This window comes from Pseudomonas sp. RV120224-01b (genome assembly GCF_003208145.1).
GTDB classification, from domain to species: domain Bacteria; phylum Pseudomonadota; class Gammaproteobacteria; order Pseudomonadales; family Pseudomonadaceae; genus Aquipseudomonas; species Aquipseudomonas monteilii.
Genome location: NZ_QKMQ01000005.1, coordinates 1 through 23,217, shown reverse-complemented (window position 1 = coordinate 23,217; position 23,217 = coordinate 1). Strand labels below are relative to the sequence as shown.

The 23,217-nt window shown below is 61.4% G+C and carries 20 protein-coding genes and 1 pseudogene; 14 read left to right on the top strand and 7 right to left on the bottom strand.

The window, feature by feature from the left end; genetic code table 11:
- Positions 1 to 22 precede the first annotated feature (22 nt).
- The gene (locus tag N436_RS28470) at positions 23 to 193 is read right to left on the bottom strand and encodes a hypothetical protein (protein WP_158286271.1); all 171 of its coding nucleotides are present in this window, start codon (positions 191 to 193) and stop codon (positions 23 to 25) included.
- Positions 194 to 231: 38 nt separating this feature from the next.
- Between N436_RS28470 and N436_RS10005 the strand changes: the two genes are divergently transcribed.
- The 3 genes from N436_RS10005 (at position 232) to N436_RS09995 (ending at position 4,505) form a co-directional block, all read left to right on the top strand.
- A complete protein-coding gene (locus N436_RS10005; RefSeq protein WP_110740899.1) occupies positions 232 to 1,446 on the top strand; it encodes a site-specific integrase in 1,215 nt (404 codons plus the stop codon).
- A 32-nt stretch (positions 1,447 to 1,478) separates the two neighbouring features.
- Positions 1,479 to 3,065: an ABC-F family ATPase gene (locus N436_RS10000; RefSeq protein ID WP_016715632.1), complete on the top strand. Its 1,587-nt coding sequence runs from the start codon at positions 1,479 to 1,481 to the stop codon at positions 3,063 to 3,065.
- Positions 3,066 to 3,311: 246 nt separating this feature from the next.
- Entirely contained in the window at positions 3,312 to 4,505 is a 1,194-nt protein-coding gene (locus N436_RS09995) for an MFS transporter (RefSeq protein ID WP_105948754.1), read from the top strand.
- Here N436_RS09995 and N436_RS09990 read toward each other — a convergent pair.
- Positions 4,467 to 5,513 carry a dienelactone hydrolase gene (locus N436_RS09990; RefSeq protein ID WP_110740898.1) on the bottom strand — a complete coding sequence of 349 codons (1,047 nt, stop codon included), beginning with the start codon at positions 5,511 to 5,513 and terminating at the stop codon, positions 4,467 to 4,469. The genes N436_RS09995 and N436_RS09990 overlap by 39 nt on opposite strands.
- A 200-nt stretch (positions 5,514 to 5,713) precedes the next feature.
- Here N436_RS09990 and yghU point away from each other — a divergent pair, with 200 nt between their 5' ends.
- The 4 genes from yghU to N436_RS09970 all read left to right on the top strand — a co-directional run bounded on the left by yghU (position 5,714) and on the right by N436_RS09970 (position 11,035).
- Positions 5,714 to 6,553, top strand: coding sequence for a glutathione-dependent disulfide-bond oxidoreductase (gene yghU, locus N436_RS09985; protein WP_060499038.1), 840 nt, complete (start codon positions 5,714 to 5,716; stop codon positions 6,551 to 6,553).
- Positions 6,554 to 6,693: 140 nt separating this feature from the next.
- Entirely contained in the window at positions 6,694 to 8,397 is a 1,704-nt protein-coding gene (locus N436_RS09980; protein ID WP_110740897.1) for an amidase, read from the top strand.
- Positions 8,398 to 8,659: 262 nt separating this feature from the next.
- Positions 8,660 to 9,757, top strand: coding sequence for a carboxynorspermidine decarboxylase (gene nspC / locus N436_RS09975; RefSeq protein WP_016715639.1), 1,098 nt, complete (start codon positions 8,660 to 8,662; stop codon positions 9,755 to 9,757).
- A gap of 33 nt (positions 9,758 to 9,790) precedes the next feature.
- A complete protein-coding gene (locus N436_RS09970) occupies positions 9,791 to 11,035 on the top strand; it encodes a saccharopine dehydrogenase family protein (protein WP_016394970.1) in 1,245 nt (414 codons plus the stop codon).
- 160 nt (positions 11,036 to 11,195) lie between these two features.
- Here N436_RS09970 and N436_RS09965 read toward each other — a convergent pair whose 3' ends face one another.
- Positions 11,196 to 12,242 (bottom strand): class I SAM-dependent methyltransferase, encoded by a 1,047-nt coding sequence (locus N436_RS09965; RefSeq protein ID WP_110740896.1) that lies wholly within the window; start codon positions 12,240 to 12,242, stop codon positions 11,196 to 11,198.
- 244 nt (positions 12,243 to 12,486) lie between these two features.
- On the opposite strand from N436_RS09965, the gene N436_RS09960 reads away from it, so the two are divergent.
- The 5 genes from N436_RS09960 to N436_RS09940 are packed head-to-tail and all read left to right on the top strand — an operon-like array spanning position 12,487 to position 17,363.
- Positions 12,487 to 13,824 (top strand): UDP-glucose/GDP-mannose dehydrogenase family protein, encoded by a 1,338-nt coding sequence (locus N436_RS09960; RefSeq protein ID WP_110740895.1) that lies wholly within the window; start codon positions 12,487 to 12,489, stop codon positions 13,822 to 13,824.
- Positions 13,812 to 14,786: an NAD-dependent epimerase/dehydratase family protein gene (locus N436_RS09955; protein WP_110740894.1), complete on the top strand. Its 975-nt coding sequence runs from the start codon at positions 13,812 to 13,814 to the stop codon at positions 14,784 to 14,786. The genes N436_RS09960 and N436_RS09955 overlap by 13 nt, the downstream gene beginning before the upstream one ends.
- Before the next feature lie 34 nt (positions 14,787 to 14,820).
- Positions 14,821 to 15,564, top strand: coding sequence for a glycosyltransferase family 2 protein (locus N436_RS09950; RefSeq protein WP_105948761.1), 744 nt, complete (start codon positions 14,821 to 14,823; stop codon positions 15,562 to 15,564).
- Positions 15,561 to 15,833: a lipid-A-disaccharide synthase N-terminal domain-containing protein gene (locus N436_RS09945; RefSeq protein ID WP_016486575.1), complete on the top strand. Its 273-nt coding sequence runs from the start codon at positions 15,561 to 15,563 to the stop codon at positions 15,831 to 15,833. The genes N436_RS09950 and N436_RS09945 overlap by 4 nt, the downstream gene beginning before the upstream one ends.
- A 3-nt stretch (positions 15,834 to 15,836) precedes the next feature.
- Positions 15,837 to 17,363 (top strand): glycosyltransferase family 39 protein, encoded by a 1,527-nt coding sequence (locus N436_RS09940; protein WP_105948762.1) that lies wholly within the window; start codon positions 15,837 to 15,839, stop codon positions 17,361 to 17,363.
- Here the strand turns inward: N436_RS09940 and mqo are convergent.
- Positions 17,344 to 18,909 (bottom strand): malate dehydrogenase (quinone), encoded by a 1,566-nt coding sequence (mqo, locus tag N436_RS09935; RefSeq protein WP_105948763.1) that lies wholly within the window; start codon positions 18,907 to 18,909, stop codon positions 17,344 to 17,346. The genes N436_RS09940 and mqo overlap by 20 nt on opposite strands.
- 151 nt (positions 18,910 to 19,060) lie before the next feature.
- Between mqo and N436_RS09930 the strand changes: the two genes are divergently transcribed.
- Entirely contained in the window at positions 19,061 to 20,281 is a 1,221-nt protein-coding gene (locus tag N436_RS09930) for a putative DNA modification/repair radical SAM protein (protein WP_110740893.1), read from the top strand.
- On the top strand, positions 20,272 to 21,159 hold the full coding sequence (locus N436_RS09925; protein WP_110740892.1) for a TIGR03915 family putative DNA repair protein: 888 nt from the start codon (positions 20,272 to 20,274) through the stop codon (positions 21,157 to 21,159). The genes N436_RS09930 and N436_RS09925 overlap by 10 nt, the downstream gene beginning before the upstream one ends.
- Here the strand turns inward: N436_RS09925 and N436_RS09920 are convergent.
- From N436_RS09920 to N436_RS28465, 3 genes and pseudogenes are all read right to left on the bottom strand, one after another.
- Positions 21,114 to 21,368: a PAAR domain-containing protein gene (locus N436_RS09920; protein ID WP_110740891.1), complete on the bottom strand. Its 255-nt coding sequence runs from the start codon at positions 21,366 to 21,368 to the stop codon at positions 21,114 to 21,116. The genes N436_RS09925 and N436_RS09920 overlap by 46 nt on opposite strands.
- Complete coding sequence (locus tag N436_RS09915; RefSeq protein WP_256589906.1) at positions 21,365 to 22,183, bottom strand: DUF6708 domain-containing protein; 819 nt, start codon at positions 22,181 to 22,183, stop codon at positions 21,365 to 21,367. Before N436_RS09915 ends, N436_RS09920 begins: the two co-directional genes overlap by 4 nt.
- A pseudogene (locus N436_RS28465) lies at positions 22,176 to 23,217 on the bottom strand (hypothetical protein); the annotation flags it as partial. The gene N436_RS09915 and the pseudogene N436_RS28465, both read right to left, overlap by 8 nt.

Genomic DNA, 23,217 nt, shown 5'->3' with positions numbered 1-23,217 from the left:
GCGGCGCGGAGACCCTATGCACTCAAAAAGGAAAAAGCCGGGCGACGAAAATGCCGGGCAAGAACAAGCCGTTGCCCAGGAAATGGACAAGGTGACGGAAGAGAAGATGGCCGAACTGCTGGGTATTACGCTGCGCGCGCTTCAAACCAGGCGCCAGCGCGGGAAGATCCCTGAGGGCGTCTGGAATAGACACGGCCGCAACATCATGTACAGCAGATGGAGATATGAGGAATGGCTCGAAAGCCTGTGGGTCTGCCCCTTGGAATTGAAATCCGAGGAGACTCGCTCCGAATCCGTTTCACTTGGAACGGTGAGCGTCGCGGGGAAACCGTCGCACATCCCCCGACAGCGCAGGGGATCAAAGCTGCCAGCCGTTTACGTGATCAAGTAGTCAACCTCATTCGGCACAACTTGCTTGATGACGAGAAGTACGCCGAGCTCTTCCCGGGCTCGGAGGCGGCGCGGCAAGCTGCTGACGCTATTCCCAGCCTGGGTGCCTACACACAGATGTGGCTGGATAGTCGAGACATTGTTCAGGGCACCCGGGACAACTACAAGAGCGTCTTCAACATCTATTGGATGCCCTACCTCGGCTTACGCCGGATCGACATGATCACGCCGACCATGCTTCGTGGAGTTATCTCGCAGATTCAATGGACGTCGGTCGGGGTCAAGCGCAATGCAATCATCAAGCTGGCGAGCGTGTTCAAAACAGCGGTTTTCGACGGTTTGATCACCAAGAACCCCACCGCATCACTGGACAAACCTAGGGTTGTCAAAAAAGTTGTGGACCCTTACACCAGGTCGGAGGCAGAGACGATTATCTCGCACCTCTACGCGACTCTTCAGAAATACTGCCAGATCTACGCTGCGTTCTTCGAGTTTTGCTTCTTCACCGGGGTCCGGCCTGGCGAAGCCATGGGCCTGAAGTGGGAGGATGTCGACCTGGATCAGCGATCAGCAACGATTCGCCGGATCATCGTCAATCGGGCGCCTGAGGAGCGCACGAAGACCAAGTATCACCGGGTGGTGTTGCTCAACGAGCGCGCGCTGAACGCCATCAATCAGGCCCAGCGGATGGCGACACTTCGACGCATGGCATCCAAATCGGCCCACCCAGTAAGCCCTTTTGTGTTCCAACCGAGCAAAGGTGGGCTGTGGATCAACGAGCCAAGTGTTACAATCCGCCACTTCAAATCAGCGCTCAAGGCGCTGAACATCCGTGAACGCCGTCAGTACGACACCCGCCACACCTACGCAACCATGTGCCTAATGTCTGGGATGAACCCTGCGTTCATAGCGAACCAGCTTGGCCACAGCGTTGAGATGTTGCTTTCTACCTACGCGAAATGGATCAGCTCCTCCTCGGACTGGAGGGAGCTGGAGAAGCTGCCGCCCCGAGTCGAATTGGCCCAAAATTGGCCCAAAACTGACACGAAGGCCTAAATACACCTCTGGAACCCCCGCAGGACAAGCACTTGATCTCCACAGCTAACATCACCATGCAGTTCGGCTCCAAGCCGCTGTTCGAAAACGTTTCCGTCAAATTCAACAACGGCAACCGCTACGGCCTGATCGGCGCCAACGGTTGCGGCAAGTCGACCTTCATGAAGATCCTCGGCGGTGACCTGGAGCCATCCGGGGGCCAGGTCATGCTCGAGCCGAACACCCGTCTGGGCAAACTGCGCCAGGACCAGTTCGCCTACGAGGAATTCACCGTGATCGATACGGTGATCATGGGCCACGGTCAACTGTGGAAGGTCAAGGCCGAGCGCGACCGCATCTACTCGCTGCCGGAAATGACCGAGGAAGACGGTATGGCCGTCGCCGAACTGGAAACCGAATTCGCCGAAATGGACGGCTACACCGCCGAATCCCGCGCCGGTGAACTGCTGCTGGGCCTGGGTATTCCACTGGAGCAACACTTCGGCCCGATGAGCGAAGTGGCACCGGGCTGGAAGCTGCGTGTACTGCTGGCCCAGGCGCTGTTCTCGGACCCGGACGTGCTGCTGCTCGACGAACCGACCAACCACCTGGACATCAACACCATCCGCTGGCTGGAAACGATCCTCACGGCGCGTAACAGCACCATGATCATCATTTCCCACGACCGACACTTCCTCAACAGCGTCTGCACCCACATGGCTGACCTGGATTACGGCGAACTGCGCCTGTTCCCGGGCAACTATGACGAGTACATGACCGCAGCCACCCAGTCGCGTGAGCAACTGCTGTCGGACAACGCCAAGAAGAAAGCCCAGATCGCCGAGCTGCAGACCTTCGTCAGCCGCTTCTCGGCCAACGCCTCGAAGGCCAAGCAGGCGACTTCGCGCGCCAAGCAGATCGACAAGATCCAGCTGGCCGAGGTCAAGCCGTCCAGCCGTGTCAGCCCGTTCATTCGTTTCGAACAGACCAAGAAACTGCACCGCCAGGCCGTGGTCGTCGAAAAAATGGCCAAAGCCTTCGACGACAAGGTGTTGTTCAAGAACTTCGACATCACCGTCGAAGCGGGCGAGCGCGTTGCCATCATCGGCCCCAACGGTATTGGCAAGACCACGCTGCTGCGCACCCTGGTCGGCGAGATGACCCCGGATGCTGGTTCGGTCAAGTGGACCGACAGCGCTGAAGTGGGCTACTACGCCCAGGACCACGCCCACGACTTCGAAGACGACATGACCCTTTTCGACTGGATGGGCCAGTGGACCTCTGGCGAGCAGGTGATCCGCGGCACCCTGGGGCGCATGCTGTTCTCCAACGACGAGATTCTCAAGTCGGTGAAGGTGATTTCCGGTGGTGAGCAAGGCCGTATGCTGTTCGGCAAGCTGATCCTGCAGAAGCCGAACGTACTGGTGATGGACGAGCCGACCAACCACCTGGACATGGAATCGATCGAAGCGCTGAACCTGGCGCTGGAAAACTACCCAGGCACCCTGCTGTTCGTCAGCCACGACCGCGAGTTCGTATCGTCGCTGGCCACGCGCATCATCGAGCTGTCGGCCGATGGCGTAGTGGACTTCAGCGGTACCTATGACGACTACCTGCGTAGCCAGGGTGTGCTGGTCTGATTGATGGGGCGGCATGGCCATCTATATGGCTGAGCCGGCCTCTTCGCGGGCATGCCCGCTCCCACAGGTACTGCGCAGGCCTTGAGTACTGTGCAGTAGCTGTGGGAGCGGGCGAGCCCGCGAAGCATCCACCGCCAGTCCCTCAGGCTGGCATTCCCCGACGAATAATTCGTTAGCCTGCTTTCATTTCCTTCCTGTAACAGCCATCATGGAACCACGCCCAACCGCCCGCCCGCGAAAGAGCCCATGACCGCGCAACAACCCGCCCCCACCCGCAATACCCTGCACATCACCCTGCAGATCCTGTCGATCGTTTTCTACACCTTCATTGCCTTCCTCTGCATCGGCCTGCCGATTGCGGTACTGCCCAGCTATGTGCATGACCAGCTGGGTTTTGGCGCGGTGATCGCCGGGGTGACCATTGGCCTGCAATACCTGGCCACCTTGCTCAGCCGCCCGTTTGCCGGGCGCGTTGCCGATACGCTTGGGGGCAAGCAGGCCATCCGCTTCGGCCTGCTGGGGATTGCCGGCTGCGGGGTGTTGACCCTGCTGTCGGCCTGGACCCTGACGCTGCCGCTGCTGAGCCTTGCGTTGCTGCTCGCAGGCCGTTTGCTGCTGGGCATCGCCCAGGGGTTGATTGGTGTAGCCACATTGAGCTGGGGCATCAGCCAGGTCGGCCCCGAACACACCGCCAGGGTGATCTCGTGGAACGGGATTGCCTCGTATGGTGCTATCGCGATAGGCGCCCCCTTGGGCGTACTGGCCGTGGACGGGCTGGACTTCAGCGTACTGGGGCCCGCCTTGCTGGTGCTGGCCGTGGCTGCCCTGCTGGTGCTGCGCAAACGTCCTGACGTGGTGGTGGTGCGCGGTGAGCGCCTGCCCTTCTGGTCCGCGTTCGGCCGTGTCGCCCCGTGTGGCCTGGGCCTGACCCTCGCCTCGATCGGCTATGGCACCCTGACCACCTTCGTCACCCTGTACTACCTGGAGCGCGGCTGGGCCGGCGCTGCCTGGTGCCTGAGTGCGTTTGGTGTGTGCTTCATCATTTCGCGGCTGTTGTTCGTCAATGCGGTCAACCGCTTTGGTGGCTACAACGTGGCGGTCGCCTGCATGGCCACCGAAGTGCTTGGCCTGAGCTTGCTATGGCTGGCACCTTCCCCGGCCTGGGCGCTGGTCGGCGCAGGGCTTACCGGTTTCGGGCTGTCGTTGGTGTACCCGGCGCTGGGCGTCGAGGCAATCAAGCAGGTCCCCAGCAGCAGCCGTGGCGCGGGGCTAGGCGCCTATGCGGTGTTCTTTGACATGGCCCTGGCCATCGCCGGGCCTGTAATGGGCGCAGTGGCCGTGCACTTCGGCTATGCCTCGATCTTCTGCGTGGCGGCCCTGCTGGCTTTGGCCGGGGTGGGCCTAACGCTGTTGCTGTCGCGGCGCGCCCGCTTCGGCTGACCGCTCGCCCGGTTGCGGTGCACCCAGTGCCTGGCTGAAGAACGCCGCCGTTTCGCGCTCCAGCGAATGATGAATATGGCGGCGATCCACGCCCTCGGCATCTTTGCACAGTACGGGCATTCGCGTGTATTGCTCGACGTCGCAATGGGCCATGAACACAAAGTGCCCAGCGCCGGCCAGCAGGCGGTAATCCGGTGTAACCGGCAGTTTGCGGGCCAATGCTTCGGCGTTGCGGTCCACGGCCACCAGTTGATCGCTGTCTCCGCTATAGATCAGGGCGGGTACCTGCACCCCGGCCAGGGCATGGCGCCCGAACAGCAAGCTTAACGGGGCCATCAGCATCACCGCCCCCACCCGCTGGTCTGCCTGCGGCGCCAGCTCGCTGCGGTCGGCAATCAGAATCCCGTGGGTTTTGCAGGCGTCGGCGTCGTTCGGGCGTTCCAGGCAGTACTGGCGCAGGCGGTCCAGGTCGGGGCGCGCACCAGACAATATCAACGCGGTTTCGCCGCCGGCCGAATAGCCGATCACACCGACCTTGCCATCATTCAGGTAAGGCCCGAGCAATGCATCGTCACGGGCAGCACCGATGGCAGCGCTGACTTGCAGCGGCCGGCCATAAAGATTGCTCAAGGTACCCAGGCGACTGTGGTCGCGGGCGTTGTCCCCCGGGTGCACGACCGCTACCACCACGAACCCCTGGCGCGCCAGGGACGTGGCCAGGTAATGCAAGGCCAACGGGCTGCCGGTGTTGCCGTGGGACAACACCAGTAACGGGAACTGGCCCATGGCAACGGGTGCCTCTTCAGCCACCTCGACCGGGTAGCCGTCTATACGGCTGCGATGGGTTGAACCAACGGCCGGGTAAAAAGCCAGTGCTTGCATCGGCCGGTTATCGACCGGGTCGGCCAGTGTCATGTGGTGCAGGCCGGCCACCCATGGCGCAGCCTCGGCGTGGGCCAGCAGGCCGCCGAGCAGCGCCAGTGCCAACATGCAGCGTGGAAGGGTCATCGGCCGGCGGTTCCTTGCAGGGCGAAGTGATAGCCCAGCATAGAGCCGGCCTGGCCGGAACCGCATGAAAACTGGATGAAACCGTCGTCATGCATGTGGCGTGCGCGCCCTATGCATTTGCGCATGGCGTCGAACCCGTGGCATAGATGCAGGTCCACGTCTTTACGTGACCGTTTCGCGCCATTGAAGGAGATTCATGCATGAGCAAGCCCGCCTATGTGCCACCTAAGGTCTGGCGCAACGACGCAGCATCCGGCGGCCAGTTCGCCAGCATCAACCGCCCGGTTGCAGGCCCGACGCACGACAAGGACCTGCCGCAGGGCAAACACCCGCTGCAGCTGTATTCCCTGGCCACGCCCAATGGCGTAAAGGTCACCGTTGCCCTTGAAGAGCTGCTTGCTCTGGGCCATCGCGGTGCCGAGTACGATGCCTGGCTGATCCGCATCGGCGAGGGCGACCAGTTCTCCAGTGGCTTCGTCCAGGTAAACCCCAACTCGAAGATCCCTGCCCTGCTCGACCGAAGCGTCGAGCCACCTGTACGGGTGTTCGAATCGGGGTCGATCTTGCTGTATCTGGCGGACAAGTTCGGTGCCCTGCTGCCGAAATCGCCGGCTGCACGCACCGAAAGCCTGAACTGGCTGTTCTGGCAGATGGGCGCAGCGCCTTACCTGGGGGGTGGCTTTGGCCATTTCTACGTGTATGCACCAGAGAAGTACGAGTACGCCATCAACCGCTTCACCATGGAAGCCAAGCGCCAGCTGGATGTACTCGACCGCCGCCTGGCCGAAAGCCGCTACCTGGGCGGCGACGAATACAGCATTGCCGATATCGCCGTGTGGCCATGGTATGGCCAGTTGGTGCGCGGCAACCTGTATGGCGCGGCGGAGTTCCTGGCGGTTGACGAATACCCCAACGTGCAGCGCTGGGCCGAGGAAATTGCCCAGCGCCCGGCGGTGCAGCGCGGTACCCGGGTGAACCGGACCTGGGGAGATGAAGACAGCCAGGTGCCCGAGCGGCATTGCGCGGCGGACCTGGATTGAGGGCTAGCCGGGCTCGCTACGCGACCCCAACAATGCCCGCCTGCATAAAACCATTTGCCCCCGCGCAAACCTGCGTCCGTCAAGCCCTTCTTGTACACTCCTCGCATTAGCCCCCACCTGCACATTTTTTTGGTGAACGCATGATCGAGGTAACCGAGGTTTCCATTGCCGAGCTGCGCGACGCGCTCGAGTCGGGCCGCACGACGGCGGTCGAGCTGGTCAAGGCCTACCTGGCGCGTATCGACGCCTACGATGGCGCCGACACCGCCACGGCCCTGAACGCCGTGGTGGTGCGCAACCCTGAGGCGCTGAAAGAAGCCGAGGCCTCCGACGCCCGCCGCGCACAGGGCCAGGTGCTGAGCCCGCTGGACGGCATCCCCTACACCGCCAAGGACAGCTACCTGGTCAAAGGCTTGACCGCTGCTTCCGGCAGCCCTGCCTTCAAGGACCTGGTCGCCCAGCGCGACGCCTTCACCATCGAGCGCCTGCGCGCCGCCGGCGCCGTGTGCCTGGGCAAGACCAACATGCCGCCCATGGCCAACGGTGGTATGCAGCGCGGCGTGTATGGCCGCGCCGAAAGCCCGTACAACGCCAACTACCTGACCGCGCCATTCGCCTCGGGCTCGTCCAACGGTGCCGGCACCGCCACCGCCGCCAGCTTCAGCGCCTTCGGCCTGGCTGAAGAAACCTGGTCCAGCGGCCGTGGCCCGGCGTCCAACAACGGTTTGTGCGCCTATACCCCATCGCGCGGGGTGATTTCGGTGCGTGGCAACTGGCCGCTGACCCCGACCATGGACGTGGTGGTGCCTTACGCCCGCACCATGGCCGACTTGCTGGAAATCCTCGATGTGGTGGTAGCCGATGACGCTGACAAGCGCGGCGACCTGTGGCGCTTGCAGCCTTGGGTGCCGATTCCGGCAGCGTCGACGGTGCGCCCTGCGTCTTACCTGGACCTGGCCGTGGATGCCGGTGCCCTCAAAGGCAAGCGCTTTGGTGTGCCACGCATGTACATCAATGCGGATGCCGAAGCTGGCACCTCCGAGAAGCCGGGCATCGGCGGCCCGACCGGCCAGCGCATCAACACCCGCGCCACGGTGATCGACTTGTGGCAGCAGGCGCGCCAGGCCTTGGAAGCGGCCGGTGCCGAAGTGCTGGAAGTGGACTTCCCGCTGGTGTCCAACTGCGAGGGCGACCGCCCGGGCGCACCGACTGTCTACAACCGTGGCATCGTCAGCAAGGAATTCCTGCACGACGAACTGTGGGAACTGTCGGGCTGGGGCTTCGACGACTTCCTGCGCGCCAACGGTGACCCCAAGCTCAACCGCCTGGCCGATGTTGACGGCCCACAGATCTTCCCGCACGACCCGGGCACCCTGCCCAACCGTGAGGACGACCTGGCTGCCGGCATGGACGAATACGTCAACATGGCCAAGCGTGGTCTGAAGACCTGGGACCAGATCGAGACCCTGCCAGACGGCCTGCGTGGCCTGGAAAAGACCCGCAAGCTGGACCTGGAAGACTGGATGGACAACCTGGGCCTGGACGCGGTGCTGTTCCCGACCGTTGCCGATGTAGGCCCGGCCGACGCCGATGTCAACCCGTCCTCGGCCGACATCGCCTGGAGCAACGGTATCTGGGTGGCCAACGGCAACCTGGCGATCCGTCACCTGGGGGTGCCAACCGTCACCGTACCGATGGGCGTGATGGCCGACATCGGCATGCCGGTGGGGCTGACCTTTGCCGGGCGCGCGTATAGCGACAATGCGCTGTTGAGCTTTGGTGCAGCCTTCGAGGCGACCGGCTCGCGCCGCATGATCCCGCCACGCACCCCAGCCCTGGGCTGAGTTTCACCGGGGCCGCTTGGCGGCCCATTCGCGCAAAAACCGGCCCCCACAGGTATTGCAGCGCCCTTGAATGCGCGGCAATACCTGTGGGTGGTGATTACGATAGTCACATACACCTGATCTACTAAGCCCACTGCAACCGGAAAAATGCCCTCGCAACGGCGTCAACCCTGACGAAATGCGTATCGCACCCTTTCGGTCTGCGGCAAGTGAAGGCACAATGCGTGTCCTTTTTTTGGCCGGCCTGGCCGGGGGCCTTTAAATGATCAAGACGCCGTATTACCTCATCGACAAAACCAAGCTGCTCAGCAACATGGAGAAGATCGCCTACGTGCGTGAACACTCCGGTGCCAAGGCGCTGCTTGCCCTCAAGTGCTTCGCCACCTGGTCGGTGTTCGACCTGATGCAGCAGTACATGGACGGCACCACCTCGTCCTCCCTCTTCGAGCTCAAGCTCGGCCGCCAGAAGTTCGCCGGCGAAACCCACGCCTACAGCGTGGCCTGGGCCGACGATGAGGTCGAGGAAATGCTGGAGAACTGCGACAAGATCATCTTCAACTCGATCGGCCAGTTGCAGCGCTTTGCCGAACAGTCCGAAGGCAAGGTACGCGGGCTGCGCGTCAACCCGCAAGTCAGCAGCTCCGACTACCTGCTGGCCGACCCGGCCCGCCCGTTCAGCCGCCTGGGCGAATGGGACCCGGCCAAGATCGAACAGGTGATCGAGCAGATCTCCGGCTTCATGTTCCACAACAACTGCGAGAACGGCGACTTCGGCCTGTTCGACAAGATGCTCACGCACATCGAAGAGCGCTTCGGCCACCTGCTGCACAAGGTCGAGTGGGTCAGCCTGGGTGGCGGCATCCACTTCACCGGTGAAGACTATGCGGTAGACGCCTTCTGCGCGCGCCTCAAGGCCTTCTCGGAGAAATACGGCGTGCAGGTATACCTGGAGCCGGGCGAAGCGGCCATCACCAACAGCGCCTCGCTGGAAGTGACCGTGCTCGACACCCTGTACAACGGCAAGCACCTGGCCGTGGTCGACAGCTCCATCGAAGCGCACCTGCTCGACCTGCTGATCTATCGCCTCAATGCCAAGATGGCCCCGAATGACGGCGAGCACACCTACATGGTCTGCGGCAAGTCGTGCCTGGCCGGTGACATTTTCGGCGAGTACCAATTCGATCGTCCGTTGGCCATTGGTGATCGCCTGTCGTTCGTCGACACAGCGGGTTACACCATGGTCAAGAAAAACTGGTTCAACGGTCTGAAAATGCCTTCCATCGTGGTCAAGCAGCTCGACGGCAGCGTCGAAGTCGTCCGCGAGTTCGGTTTCGAAGACTACGTTTCCAGCCTGTCGTAAGACTGGCTACTCAAGTAAGGAGCAAAGGGTAAATTGAAGAAGAACGTTCTTATCATTGGTGCAGGAGGTGTCGCCAAGGTGGTGGCCCACAAGTGCGCGCAGCATAACGACGAACTGGGTCGTATCGCTATCGCGTCACGGAACATCTCCAAATGCCAGGCCATCATCGACAGCGTCAAGGCCAAGGGTAGCCTCAAGGTACCCGCCGACATCCAGGCCTTCTCGCTCAACGCCCTCGATGTCGAGGCAACCAAGGCACTGATCCGCGAAACCGAATCGCAGATCGTGATCAACGTGGGGTCCGCCTTCCTCAACATGTCGGTGCTGCGCGCCTGCATCGATACCGGTGTCGCCTACCTGGACACCGCCATCCACGAAGAGCCGGGCAAGATCTGCGAAACCCCGCCGTGGTACGGCAACTACGAGTGGAAACACCTCGAAGAGTGCCAACAAAAGAACATCACTGCCATTCTTGGTGTCGGTTTCGACCCGGGTGTGGTGAACAGCTACGCCAAGCTGGCGCAGCAGCAATACTTCGACAGCATTGATTCGATCGACATTCTCGACGTCAATGCCGGTTCGCATGGCAAGTACTTTGCCACCAACTTCGACCCGGAAATCAACTTCCGCGAGTTCACCGGGCAAGTGTGGAGCTGGCAGAACAGCCAGTGGACCAGCAATACCATGTTCGAGGTCAAGCGTACCGACGACCTGCCGGTGGTAGGTTCGCAAAACCTGTACCTGACCGGTCACGATGAAGTTCACTCGATTTCGAAGAACCTCAACGTGCCGAACGTGCGCTTCTGGATGAGCTTCGGCGAACACTACATCAACGTGTTCACCGTGCTGAAAAACCTGGGCCTGCTCAGCGAGCAACCGGTGAAAACCGCCGAAGGCCTGGAAGTGGTACCGCTGAAAGTGGTCAAGGCTGTGCTGCCGGATCCAGCCTCGCTGGCCCCAGGCTACACCGGCAAGACCTGCATCGGTGACCTGGTCAAAGGCACCAAGGATGGCCAGCCGCGCGAAGTGTTCATCTACAACGTGGCTGACCACGAAGAGGCCTACGCCGAAACCGACAGCCAGGGTATTTCCTACACTGCCGGCGTACCGCCAGTGGCTGCCGCCCTGCTGGTAGCCCGTGGCGAGTGGGATGCCAAGCGCATGGTCAACGTCGAGGAGCTGCCAGCCGAGCCGTTCCTCAAGGCGCTGGACGTGATGGGCCTGCCGACCCGCGTGAAAGATGAAAAAGGCGATCGTCCTTGGGACGCTGAAGCCTAAGCAGCAAACAGAAGGGGCGCCACATGGTGCCCCTTCTGCTTTTACAGGCCAGGCCTCTTCGCGGGCTCGCCCGCTCCCACAAGTAATGCGTCAGTTTCAGGCCTGTGATGATCCTGTGGGAGCGGGCGTGCCCGCGAAGAGGCCAGCACAGGATTACACCCTACTTTCGGGCCTCCAGAATCAGGTTGAACGGCGTCTGCGTCGCCCGCCGGAACCGGCTGAACCCCGCCTCTTCGAACACCGCCCGCAACCGCGCCTCCCCAGCCTGCGCGCCCAGCCCCAGGCCCACTTCCTGCGACAACGAATTCGGCGTGCAGATGAACGTCGACGCGGCATAGAACAACCGCCCGACCGGGTTCAGGTTGCCGTCCAGCGAATCCTCGGCATAAGGCTCTACCAGCATCACCGTACCGTCAGGCCTCAATGCACGGTAGGCGTGCCTGGCCGCCCCCACCGGGTCGCCCATGTCGTGCAGGCAATCGAAGAAGCACACCAGGTCATGGTCATGCCCCGGGTAATCCTTGGCACTTGCCTGCTGGAAACTCACCCGCTCCGCCAGCCCCGCTTCGCGCGCACGTTCATTGGCGGTGGTAATAGAGGGACCGTGGTAGTCATAACCCACAAAAGTCGACGCCGGAAATGCCTGGGCCATGACCAGCGTGGAGGCGCCGTGCCCACACCCCACATCCGCCACCTTGGCGCCCGCATGCAGTTTAGCCACCACCCCCTCCAGCGCCGGTAGCCATTCAGCCACCAGGAACGTTCGATAACCTGGCCGGAAGAACCGTTCGGTACCACTGAACATGCACGGATGGTGGTCGCCCCAGGCCAGCCCGCCATCGCCGCGCATGGCCGCGACCAGCTTGTCCTTGTCATGGAACAATGCCGCGATCACTGCAGCGCCACCCGCCATGTAAGCCGGGGAATCCTCCAGCGCCAAGGCCATGGCCTGCTCTTCGGGCAACACAAAAAGGCCCTTGTCGTGCGTCATGTAGCCCGATGCCGCCTGGGCGTTCAGCCATTCGCGCACCAGCCGAGGGTGACAGCCGGTCCTGGCCGCCAGCGCCTCGGGCGTGGTCGGCTGGCTGTCGGCCATCGCCCGGTACAGGCCCAGCTCGTCACCCAAGATTACATTTGCCAGCGTCGCTGCGGCGCCCATGTCGCCCACCAGCTTGCCCATGAAATCATGAAGCCTTGCCTCGTCCATGACCTGCCCTCCTCTGCAAGAAGGCCATCGCCAGCGAGGGACATCCGCTCCGGGGAGGCGGTGGTCGGTTCAAGGGTTTGGGCTCGTGGTACAGCGCGTTACCGCGAGCTGTTGGTAAGTTTAGATCTTCTGCCCGGATGAAACGCGATCCAGGCTACATAGCCGTTGAATTCGTCCATCAGGTAACAATTCCTAAACAACGATGTGACATTTTTTTTCAGCTTTCTTATCAAGGAGCTGAACAATGAAGGTCACGGTTTTCGGTACCGGGTATGTCGGCCTCACCCAGGCAGTGTGCCTGGCGCAGGTGGGGCACTCCGTGTTGTGCATGGACGTCGACGCCGAACGGGTTGCCATCCTCAATGAAGGCCATTGCCCGATCTTCGAACCGGGCCTTGCGCCAATGCTGGAGAAAAACCTGGCCTGCGGTCGCTTGCGCTTTACCACCGATGCCGGGAAAGCAGCCCAATACGCCAGGTTGCAATTCATCGCAGTCGGCACCCCGCCACAAGCGGATGGCAGCGCCGACCTGAAGCACGTGTTTGCCGTGGTCGACAGAATCCTTGAACATGCCGATGGCCCCAAGGTGATCGTCAACAAATCCACCGCACCGGTCGGCACCGTGCACCGCATCAAGTCGCGTATTGCCCAGGCCGGCGCCGAACCCGGTCGATTCCAGGTCATCAGCAACCCGGAATTTCTCAAGGAAGGCTCTGCCGTGGACGACTGCATGCGCCCGGAGCGCATCATCATCGGCGGTGCAGAACCGGCTGAGGTAGAGCTGCTGCGCGAGCTGTACCTGCCGTTCAGCCGTAACCGCGAAAAACTGATGATCATGGATGCGCGCAGCGCCGAACTGACCAAGTACGCGGCCAACTGCATGCTGGCGACCAAGATCTCGTTCATCAACGAAATCGCCAACCTGGCCGAGCACCTGGGGGCCGACATCGAGATGGTGCGCCGTGGCATTGGCTCCGACCCGCGCATCGGCTACGACTTCATCTACGCCGGTTGCGGCTTCGGCGGCTCGTGCTTCCCCAAGGACCTGCAAGCCCTGCGCCGCAGCGCCGAGGCTGAAGGGTTCGAACCCCAGTTGCTGCGCGCGGTAGAGTCGGTCAACGAACATCAAAAGGGCCGGCTGTTCAGCAAGATCCAGCGGCATTATCCCGGTGGCCTGCAGGGCAAGGTATTCGCCTTGTGGGGGTTGTCGTTCAAACCCAACACCAACGACATCCGCGAGGCTTCCAGCCGGGTCCTGCTGGAAGCATTGTGGGCCGCTGGCGCAAGGGTGCAGGCCCACGACCCGCAAGCGATGGAGGAGATCCAGCGGCACTACGGCCCGCGTGCCGACCTGCAACTGGTGCCCTGCAAGGACGATGCACTAGAGGGTGCCGACGCGTTGGTCATCGTTACCGAATGGCAAGACTACCGCGTGCTCAACCTGGACAAGGTGCCGCAGTTGCTGGCCGACCGGGTGGTGTTCGACGGGCGTAACCTGTTCGAGCCCGAACACATGGCCACCGCTGGCCTGACGTACTACGGCATCGGCCGTGGCCAGGTGCAGCCAGCATGCCCGTACTGATCACCGGCGTCGCCGGCTTTATCGGCTACCACGTCGCGCAGCGCTTGTGCGAGGCGGGTATCGACGTGGTCGGCATCGACAACCTCAATGCCTACTACAGCGTCGAGCTGAAACTGGCGCGCCTGCGGCAGCTGTTCGGCTTTGCCAACTTCCGCTTCCAGACCCTCGACCTTGCCAATGCTGCCGACCTGCAGCAGCTGTTCAACGGGCAGGCATTCAGTGAAGTGATCCACCTGGCGGCCCAGGCCGGGGTGCGCTATTCACTGGAAAACCCCGGCGTATACGGCCAGGCCAACCTGGTCGGTTTCCTCAATATCCTCGAAGCCTGCCGCCAACAACCGCCACGCCACCTGATCTACGCCTCCAGCAGTTCGGTGTACGGCGCCAATGCCAAGCTGCCGTTCAGTGTCGATGACCCGGTCGAGCAACCTGTGTCGCTCTATGCCGCCAGCAAGCGCGCCAACGAACTGATGGCGCACAGCTATGCGCACCTGTACCGGCTACCGACCACAGGCCTGCGCTTTTTCACGGTGTACGGCCCTTGGGGCCGGCCCGACATGGCGCTGTTCAAATTCACCCGCGCCATGCTCGAAGGCCGCCCGATCGAGGTTTACAACAACGGCCTGATGGGACGCGACTTCACCTACATCGACGACATCGTCGAAAGCGTCCTGCGCCTGCGCCTGAGGCCACCACAGCCTGGCGAAGGGCAACCGCCCTGCCAGCTGTTCAACATCGGCCGTGGCCAACCCGTGCGGCTGCTGCATTTTATCGAATGCCTGGAAGACGCCTTGGGCATCAAGGCGCAGCGCGACTACCTGCCGCTGCAAGCGGGTGACGTGCTGGAGACGTGGGCCGATGTGGGCTCACTGGCGCGCTGGATCGACTTCACTCCGGGCACGTCGCTGGAACACGGCGTAAACGCTTTCGTGGGCTGGTACCGGGATTTCTACCGGGTTTGAGCCACGCAATCACAACACGATCACAGGTAGCCTCATGACAGATCCACTTGACCTCTCGGTGCTCATACCTGCCAGGAACGAGGTCGACAACCTGCCGTCACTGCTGATGGAAATTCGCAGCGCGCTGGCGACAGAACACTATGAAGTGCTGGTGGTTGACGATGGCAGCAGCGACCGCACCCTGAGCGTGCTGCAACACCTGAAAAGCCAGGGTTACACGCAACTGCGCATCCTGCGCCACGACCGCTCGCTGGGCCAGAGCACCTCGCTGTGGCATGCCGCGCAGGCTGCCCGCGGCCAATGGCTGGCCACCCTCGATGGCGACGGCCAGAACGACCCGGCAGACATCCCGGGCATGCTGGCCCTGGTACGCGCCAATCAAGATCTGGGCGGTGGTGTGAAGCTGGTGGCCGGGCACCGGGTCAACCGCCGTGACAGCGCCAGCAAGCGCTGGGCATCGCGCTTCGCCAACGGCCTGCGCAGCCGCCTGCTCAAAGACGCCACGCCCGACACCGGCTGCGGGCTGAAACTGATAGAGCGCGCAGCCTTCCTGCGCCTGCCCTACTTTGACCACATGCACCGCTTTATCCCGGCACTTATCCTGCGCCACAACGGCCGCATGCTGGTGCACCCGGTCAACCACCGACCACGTCACGCCGGGGTGTCCAAGTACGGCAACCTGGACCGCGCCCTGGTCGGCATCCTCGACCTGTTCGGGGTCTGGTGGCTGATCCGCCGCACCCGTCTGGACACGCGCCCCCAGGAGCTCGAAGGATGACCCGCGAAACCCTGTGGCTGATCATCGGCTTCGCCGGCCAGGCCGTTTTCACCGGGCGCTTCGTGCTGCAGTGGCTGTACAGCGAGTTCAAACGCCGCAGTGTCATCCCGGTAGGTTTCTGGTACCTGAGCATGCTCGGCAGCGCGCTGCTGCTGACCTACGCCATTTACCGCCAGGACCCGGTATTCATCATCGGCCAGAGCTTCGGCTTCTTGGTTTACCTGCGCAACCTGCAACTCATCGCCCGCCATCAGGAACAGAAGGAATAGCCCTTGCGCAGGTTCAAGACACTTGGGGCCGAACGCCTGGCCCTGATTGCCCTCGCGGTGTTGTTGGTGGGCGCCGGTATTGGCTGGCGCCAGCCAATGAATGTGGACGAAGAACGCTTTCTCGGCGTCGCCCTGGAAATGCTTCAGAGCGGCAACTGGTTCATCCCCCACCGGGCAGCGGAAATCTACGGCGACAAGCCGCCGCTGTTCATGTGGACCGTGGCCCTGTTCAGCCAACTGACCGGCTCGCCCAGGATAGCCCTCTACCTGCCGGGCCTGCTGTCGGCGGCGACCATCACCTGGGTGCTGCATGACCTGGGGCGGCGCCTGTGGAACCGGCGTATCGGCGTAATCGCCGCGTTGCTGTTCCTGGCCACCTACCAGAGCTACAGCATCCTGCGTACGGGGCAGATCGACAGTTTCCTGTGCCTGTGGGTGGCACTGGGCTTTTACGGCATGGTGCGCCACCTGCTGCTGGGCCCAGCCTGGGGCTGGTTCTACCTGGCCTGTGCGGCCATGGGGCTGGGCATTATCAGTAAGGGTGTGGGCTTTGTCCCGGCGCTGATGTTGCTTCCCTATGCCTGGGCGGTGCGCCGGCGCTGGCACGGTGTAGTCGCCATGCCTGGCCAGTGCTGGCGCTGGAGCCTGGGGCTGCTGTGGTTGCTGGCCGGTTGCGCGGTGTGGCTGCTGCCCCTGTTGGTGTCGATCGCCCATGGCGGTGGCGCGGCGGAGCTGGCGTACCTCAAGGAGATTTTGCTACGCCAGACCGCAAGCCGCTATGCCAACGCCTGGGACCATCGCGAGCCATTCTGGTACTTCTTCGTCAAGGTCATCCCCAAATACTGGCTGCCACTGATCCTCGCCCTGCCCTGGCTGGTGCCCGCCTGGCGCCGGCAATTGCAGAAGCGCGATGGGCGCTTTCTGCTGTTGCTTGGCTGGGTGGCGCTGGTGCTGCTGTTTTTCAGCCTCAGCAGCGGCAAGCGCAAGCTGTATATCTTCCCCGCGCTGCCAGGCCTGGTGCTGGCCATCGCACCACTGGTGCCATGGTTACTCAAACACTGGTTTCAACGCCGACCGGGATGGCGCAGCGTGTTCACTGCCGTGGCCTTGATGTGGTTTGCCCTGTGGTTTGCACGTGGCTTTGTCGAGCCGCTAAAGGAGGGTCGCAACCCGCATGAAACGCTGATGAGCGAGGCGAAACGCGCCACCGGTGGCGCTGAGCTGGTGTTGGTGAACTGGCGCGAGGGGCATTGGCTGTTTGCCCGACAACCGATTGTGCATTTCGGCTTCACCGGCCAATCCAGGGCAGATACGGCGGCCTACTGGTTACGCCAGAACCCTGCCGCTTTCGCCCTGATTCCAGCCACCGAACTGGGCCGCTGCTTCAGTGCCAGCAAGGCCCGCAAGCTGGGCCAGACCTCACGGGCCGAATGGTATGTGGTGGGCGCCGATGCCGAAAACGGCCAATGCCAGAGCGCAGCGCCCAACCACATCTACCGTTTCACATGGGCTAAGGCACAGGCGGATTGAGCTGCAGCACCTCATTGGTGTATGCCCATTCCTTCTGCACCTGGTCCGGGTGGTCATTCAGGCGAATGCCATAGGACGGGATAATCTCCTTGATCTTGGCCTGCCATTGTGGCGTTGCCACCTTGTCCTTGAACACCTTGTTCAGCACATCGAGCATGATGGGTGGTGCGGTCGAGGCACCCGGCGAAGCCCCCAGCAAGCCGGCGATACTGCCATCCTTGGACGTCACCACCTCGGTACCGAGCTTGAGCACGCCACCCAATGCTTCGTCTTTCTTGATGATCTGCACCCGCTGGCCGGCCTGCCACAGCCGCCAGTCTTCCTTCTTCGCCTCGGGGAAGTAGGTGCGCAGCGCTTCGAAGCGGTCATTGTCGGATTGCAGCACCTGGCCGATCAGGTACTGCACCAGGTCAAACTCGCGTACGCCCACCCGCACCATCGGCCAGGCGTTGTGCACACTGGTACTGGCAAGCAGGTCGAGCAGCGAGCCCTGTTTGAGGAACTTGGTCGAGAACGTGGCGAACGGCCCGAACAGAATCATCCGCTTGCCATCGAGCACCCGGGTGTCCAGGTGCGGCACCGACATCGGCGGGGCACCGGTCGCGGCAATGCCGTAGGCCTTGGCCATGTGGCGCTGGGCGATGGCCGGGTTGTCGGTGACCAGGAACGAGCCACCGACCGGGAAGCCGGCATAGTCCTTGGCTTCGTCGATGCCCGACTTCTGCAGCAGTGGCAACGCCGCACCGCCAGCACCAATGAACAGGAACTTGGCGTCGGTAGCCGACTTGCTGCCATCTTTCAGATTCTTGTACTCGACGTGCCAGGAGCCGTCATCGTTACGGGTGATTTCCTGCACCTCGCTCGACAGCTTGAGGTCAAAGTTAGGCCGGGTCTGCAGATAGCCCACGTACTGCCGGGTGATCTCGCCAAAATTCACATCGGTGCCGATTGGCGTCCAGGTCACGGCCAGTTTCTGGTTGGGATCGCGCCCTTCCATCATCAACGGCACCCACTTGCGAATCTGCTCGTGGTCTTCGGAATACTGCATGGGCTTGAACAACGGGCTGGCCTGCAGCGCCTCATAGCGCTTTTTCAGGAAGCGGATGTTGTCGTCCCCCCACACGAAACTCATGTGCGGCGTGGTATTGATGAAGGAATGGGGGTTCTTCAATACGCCCTGCTTCACCTGCCAGGCCAGGAACTGGCGGGTGACCTGGAACGACTCGTTGATCTCCACGGCTTTGCTGATGTCGATCTTGCCGTCTTTTTCCGGCGTGTAGTTGAGTTCAGCCAGGGCCGAGTGGCCGGTGCCGGCGTTGTTCCAGCCGTTGGAGCTTTCTTCGGCCACCTTGTCCAGGCGCTCGACCATCTCCATCGACCAGCCTGGCTCCAGCTCGTTGAGCCAGACGGCCAGCGTAGAACTCATGATGCCGCCGCCCACCAGCATCACATCCACCTTTCTGGTTTCCGCTGCCTGGGCATTGAGCATGCCCAATGCCAGCGCCAGCCCGGCCAGCGCCAGTTCCGGCTTGATGGTGATCTTCATAACCTCTCCCGTGCCTCGTTGCTGTCCGTTAGTCCAGCACAAGCTTAGCTGACGGATTTACTCGGGTATGTTCAATGCGAAGCTTCGTGCCTCTTGCAATTCATGAATTCTCAAAATACTGTATGAATAGTCAGTATTTCGAGTCAGTCACATGCAGCTCATCGCCAAACTCGGCATCCTCGCCGACGCCGCCAAGTACGACGCGTCCTGCGCCAGCAGCGGTGCGCCCAAGCGCAATTCACGCGGCGGTGACGGCCTGGGCGCCACCAACGGCATGGGCATCTGCCACAGCTACACCCCCGACGGCCGCTGCGTGTCGCTGCTCAAGGTGCTATTGACCAACTTTTGCCTGTACGACTGCCAGTACTGCGTCAACCGCCGCTCCAGCAACGTACCTCGCGCGCGCTTTACGCCCGAAGAGGTGGTCCGCCTGACGCTGGACTTCTACCGGCGAAACTGCATCAGTGGCCTGTTCCTTAGCTCCGGCATCATCCGCTCGGCGGACTACACCATGGAGCAATTGATCCGCGTAGCCCGGTTACTGCGCGAAGAACACAACTTCCGCGGTTACATTCACCTCAAGACCATCCCGGATGCCGACCCCCTGCTGATCGAAGAAGCCGGCCGCCTGGCCGACCGACTCAGTGTCAACATCGAGCTGCCCACCGACGCCAGCCTCAAGCGCCTGGCACCGGAAAAACAGGCGCATACCATCCGCCAGGCAATGGGCGTGATTCACTTGGGCCAACAAGCCGTGGCCAACGAACCCAAGGCCCCGCGCTTCACCCCTGCTGGGCAAAGCACCCAAGTGATCGTCGGTGCCGACAGCACCGACGACAGCACCCTGCTGCGCAATGCCGAGTCGCTGTATCAAGGCTACGGCCTCAAGCGCGTGTATTACTCTGCGTTCAGCCCGATCCCCGACAGCCCGGGCAGCGTGCCCTTGGCTGCCCCGCCGCTACTGCGCGAGCATCGCCTGTACCAGGCCGACTTCCTGCTGCGTGGCTACGGCTACAAGGCGGGTGAATTGCTGGGCCAGAGCGGCAACCTGGCGCTGGACATCGACCCCAAGCTGGCCTGGGCGCTGGCCAACCGAGAGGTATTCCCGCTGGACGTGAACCGCGCCGAGCCCGCGCTGCTGGCGCGTATTCCCGGCATTGGCCTGCGTAGCGTACAGCGCCTGGTCGCACTGCGCCGAGAGCGGCGCATTCGCTATGACGACCTCATTCAACTGCGCTGCGTGCTGGACAAGGCACGGCCGTTCATCGTCACCAGCGATTATCGCCCGGCCCAGGCCGAGTTGCGCAGCGGCCTGCTAAGGGCGCGTTTGCGTGAGCCGCAGGCGCCCGTGCAGATGGGGTTGTGGGGATGATCGCGCTCGATTGTGATGACCAGTTCGCCACCTGGCGGGATCAGGCCCGGGTATTGCTTGGGCATGGCATCGACCCCTCCGAGGTCACCTGGTCGCAAGGCCCGATGGCCGACCTGCTGGCAGTACCGGAAGCGCCCCCGGAAGGCCCAGGCCCCTTTCGTGCCAAAGTCCCGGCCGTGCTGCTGAGCCAGTTGGAGCAGGCTGCCCGTTATCGTGGCGAACAGCGCTGGAACCTGCTGTATGAAGTGCTCTGGCGTGTTGCCCATGGCGACCGCACGGCCATGCTGGCGGGTGACCGGTTGGGCAGTGAGTTGCAACGGCGTATCAAGCAAGTCACCCGGGAGGCGCATCACCTGCATGCCTTTGTGCGCTTCGTACCGCTGCCAGAGGCGTTGGCTGATCGCCTGCAACTTGATCTGGTGGCCTATCACGAACCGGCGCATGACGTTCTGGAAAGTGCCAGCCCTCATTTTGCCGACCGTCTGGGGCGTTTACGCTGGTTGATCGCCACGCCACGGGATGGCATTCGCTTCGACGGCCAGGATTTCGATTACCAACGCCATTGCCCTGAGTATTGGCAGCAATGGGCACGCAATGCCGACGACCCTGGCGCCGAACTGTGGCGCACCTATTACCGCCATACCTTCAACCCTGCCCGCCTCAACCCGGATGCCCTGCGCCTGCACATGCCCGGGCGTTTCTGGCGGCATTTGCCGGAAGGCATGCTGATACCGCAGCTTGAAGGCCTTGCCCGCCAAGGCAAGCAACGGGACGGCCAGGCCCTTGAAGTGGCTTCCCAGGCCGGCAAACAGATCTGCAAGCCCACACAGTCCTACAGCAACCACCCGACATCGCCCTCATCCAGCACACCGCCATGATCCGTTCGATCACCTTTGCGCGCCACCGCCGCGCCTTCGATCAGGAAATGCTCTGCCCCACTCTCGATAACCGCACCACACGTGGTGCGGTCACCGACCCTCGCAACTGCCCTGCCGTTGAAGGTATAGGTCACGCTGCCGCTCTCTACCTGATTGACACCATGCAGCGGGCATTCATGTCGGTGGCCTACAAGTACAACCGGGTTCATTGGGTTTCTCCTTCAGACGGTGCTGTACGGGACTCACGGTCAATGTCTGCTGGCCACTCAACCTTTGGGGCCAGGCAATGCATGTGGCTGAGGCCATCGTCATCGTTCCAGTCGCGGGGTGGGTGCACGAATTTTGGCAAGGCTTTGGGGCCTTGTTGCATGAAGAGCCGAGCGATGGCCCAGTAGGCTTCGCCCTGATGCAGGGTATGCGTGAAGAAGACACGGTCAATGACTTCGTTGGTTTCGGGATTACGGACTGACAGCATGACATTTTCGATCAGGCCGCCGTGGCCTGGGGCGTAGACGCGGTAGACCTCGGCGGTAACGTCGTCCCAGTTGTAGGCGACGGGCCTGACGCCCCAGCGTTTGCGGCTGAATATGAAGATGCGGTCGTATCTGAACTCGTAGATGTAGATTTTTTGACGCAGGCGATTGAAACGGATTGGCTCGTCTCTAGGGGTTACTAAATCTAACTTTACATAAGGCACAACAAACCAGATAGCCGCCGGAGGCCCCAGTATCAAGAACACGTTCATCAGCCAATCCCGCAATAAGCCTTCAATAAATAAAATCCAATATAACCACACTAGTAGCCCAGTGCAAAAAAGCAAAATCGGGGCAACCACCAAAGCCGCCACCCCTCTTAAGCTGAACGTTGACCTTGGCAGTTCTAGATACACGTCATCATAATAGTTTGGCGATGGCTTTAAATTTTTCACCCCACACCAGAGATCAGGTGTTTCGCTGACATGTGGCAAATCGTAGCTCCACCCAAGCCCTCGCTCCCATTGCGCTTTTGATTCACGCTTATTCATTTTCTCCCCGCTCGCACACTTCTACATACGCACTCGGAACCGTCCGATCTGGCCAATACATCACCAATAGCGTTGCTCCAATTATGGAGTGTCTACCGATAGTGGGCATGAGCTCTACTACTCCAGAGATATCCAACCAACTAACACCTTCCTGCTTACCGTCTTTTTGATTTTTTAGGACTGTAAATTCAGTCTTATAGTCGGGTATCCGTGGTGGGGCGAAACTAGAAAACCTAGCTGATTTCGACACGGCGCCTGTAGTGATAGCGTGAAAGTCATCGACAATAATGGTCTCGCCACCCTCGTACTCAGGAAATTCTCCATCGCCGAAACGATGGAGAGTCAGCCCCCAGCGGAAAGCAGAAATGTCATCCCTATAATTTGGCAAAACCACATGAAATCTAAGTTTTTGTTCTGTCATCACACCGACTAGACCTCCAATCCTTGGCGCTGCCGGGTCTGTCGTGATGCTTGACTCAAAATTAAACTTTGCTTGAACGCCAAGGACTGCCGCATTCAGCTCTGCAAACGCGATATCAGAGTATTCAGGCGTATTCCAATGCACTGCCGGTGTTTCATCAGCCTTTCCGAACAAACATCGCCTTGCCCAGCGTTCCAACGCTGAAGATTCATTCTTTTCAGCGTGCTTGCTCAATGCATATGCCGTCAGGCTCAATAATACAGCCAAGCCTAATGGTCCTAAAATCAGTGATTTGAACACGGCGCCAGCAAACGCTGCAGCACCTACTCCGTAAAAGACTGCAGAGGTAGCATGAAAAATCCGCGCTGTACTGTCTCCCTCAGCAGCAGCTCGCTTGGCGGCAGATATCGCTTGTGCAGTATCAAAAATTCCGGCTATTGAACTGAATAGGGCGCCGAACTTAACCAGCGCCACTCCAACTGCTGCCGTCCCTTGGGACCAGGGCGCCTTTATGTAGGTGGCACTGGATCGCATTGCCAGTCCGGCCAACTCAATCTGCCCGCCCAATATCCCCAGCAGCGAACCTTGCAACGCCAGCTTGGCCTCATGCGCC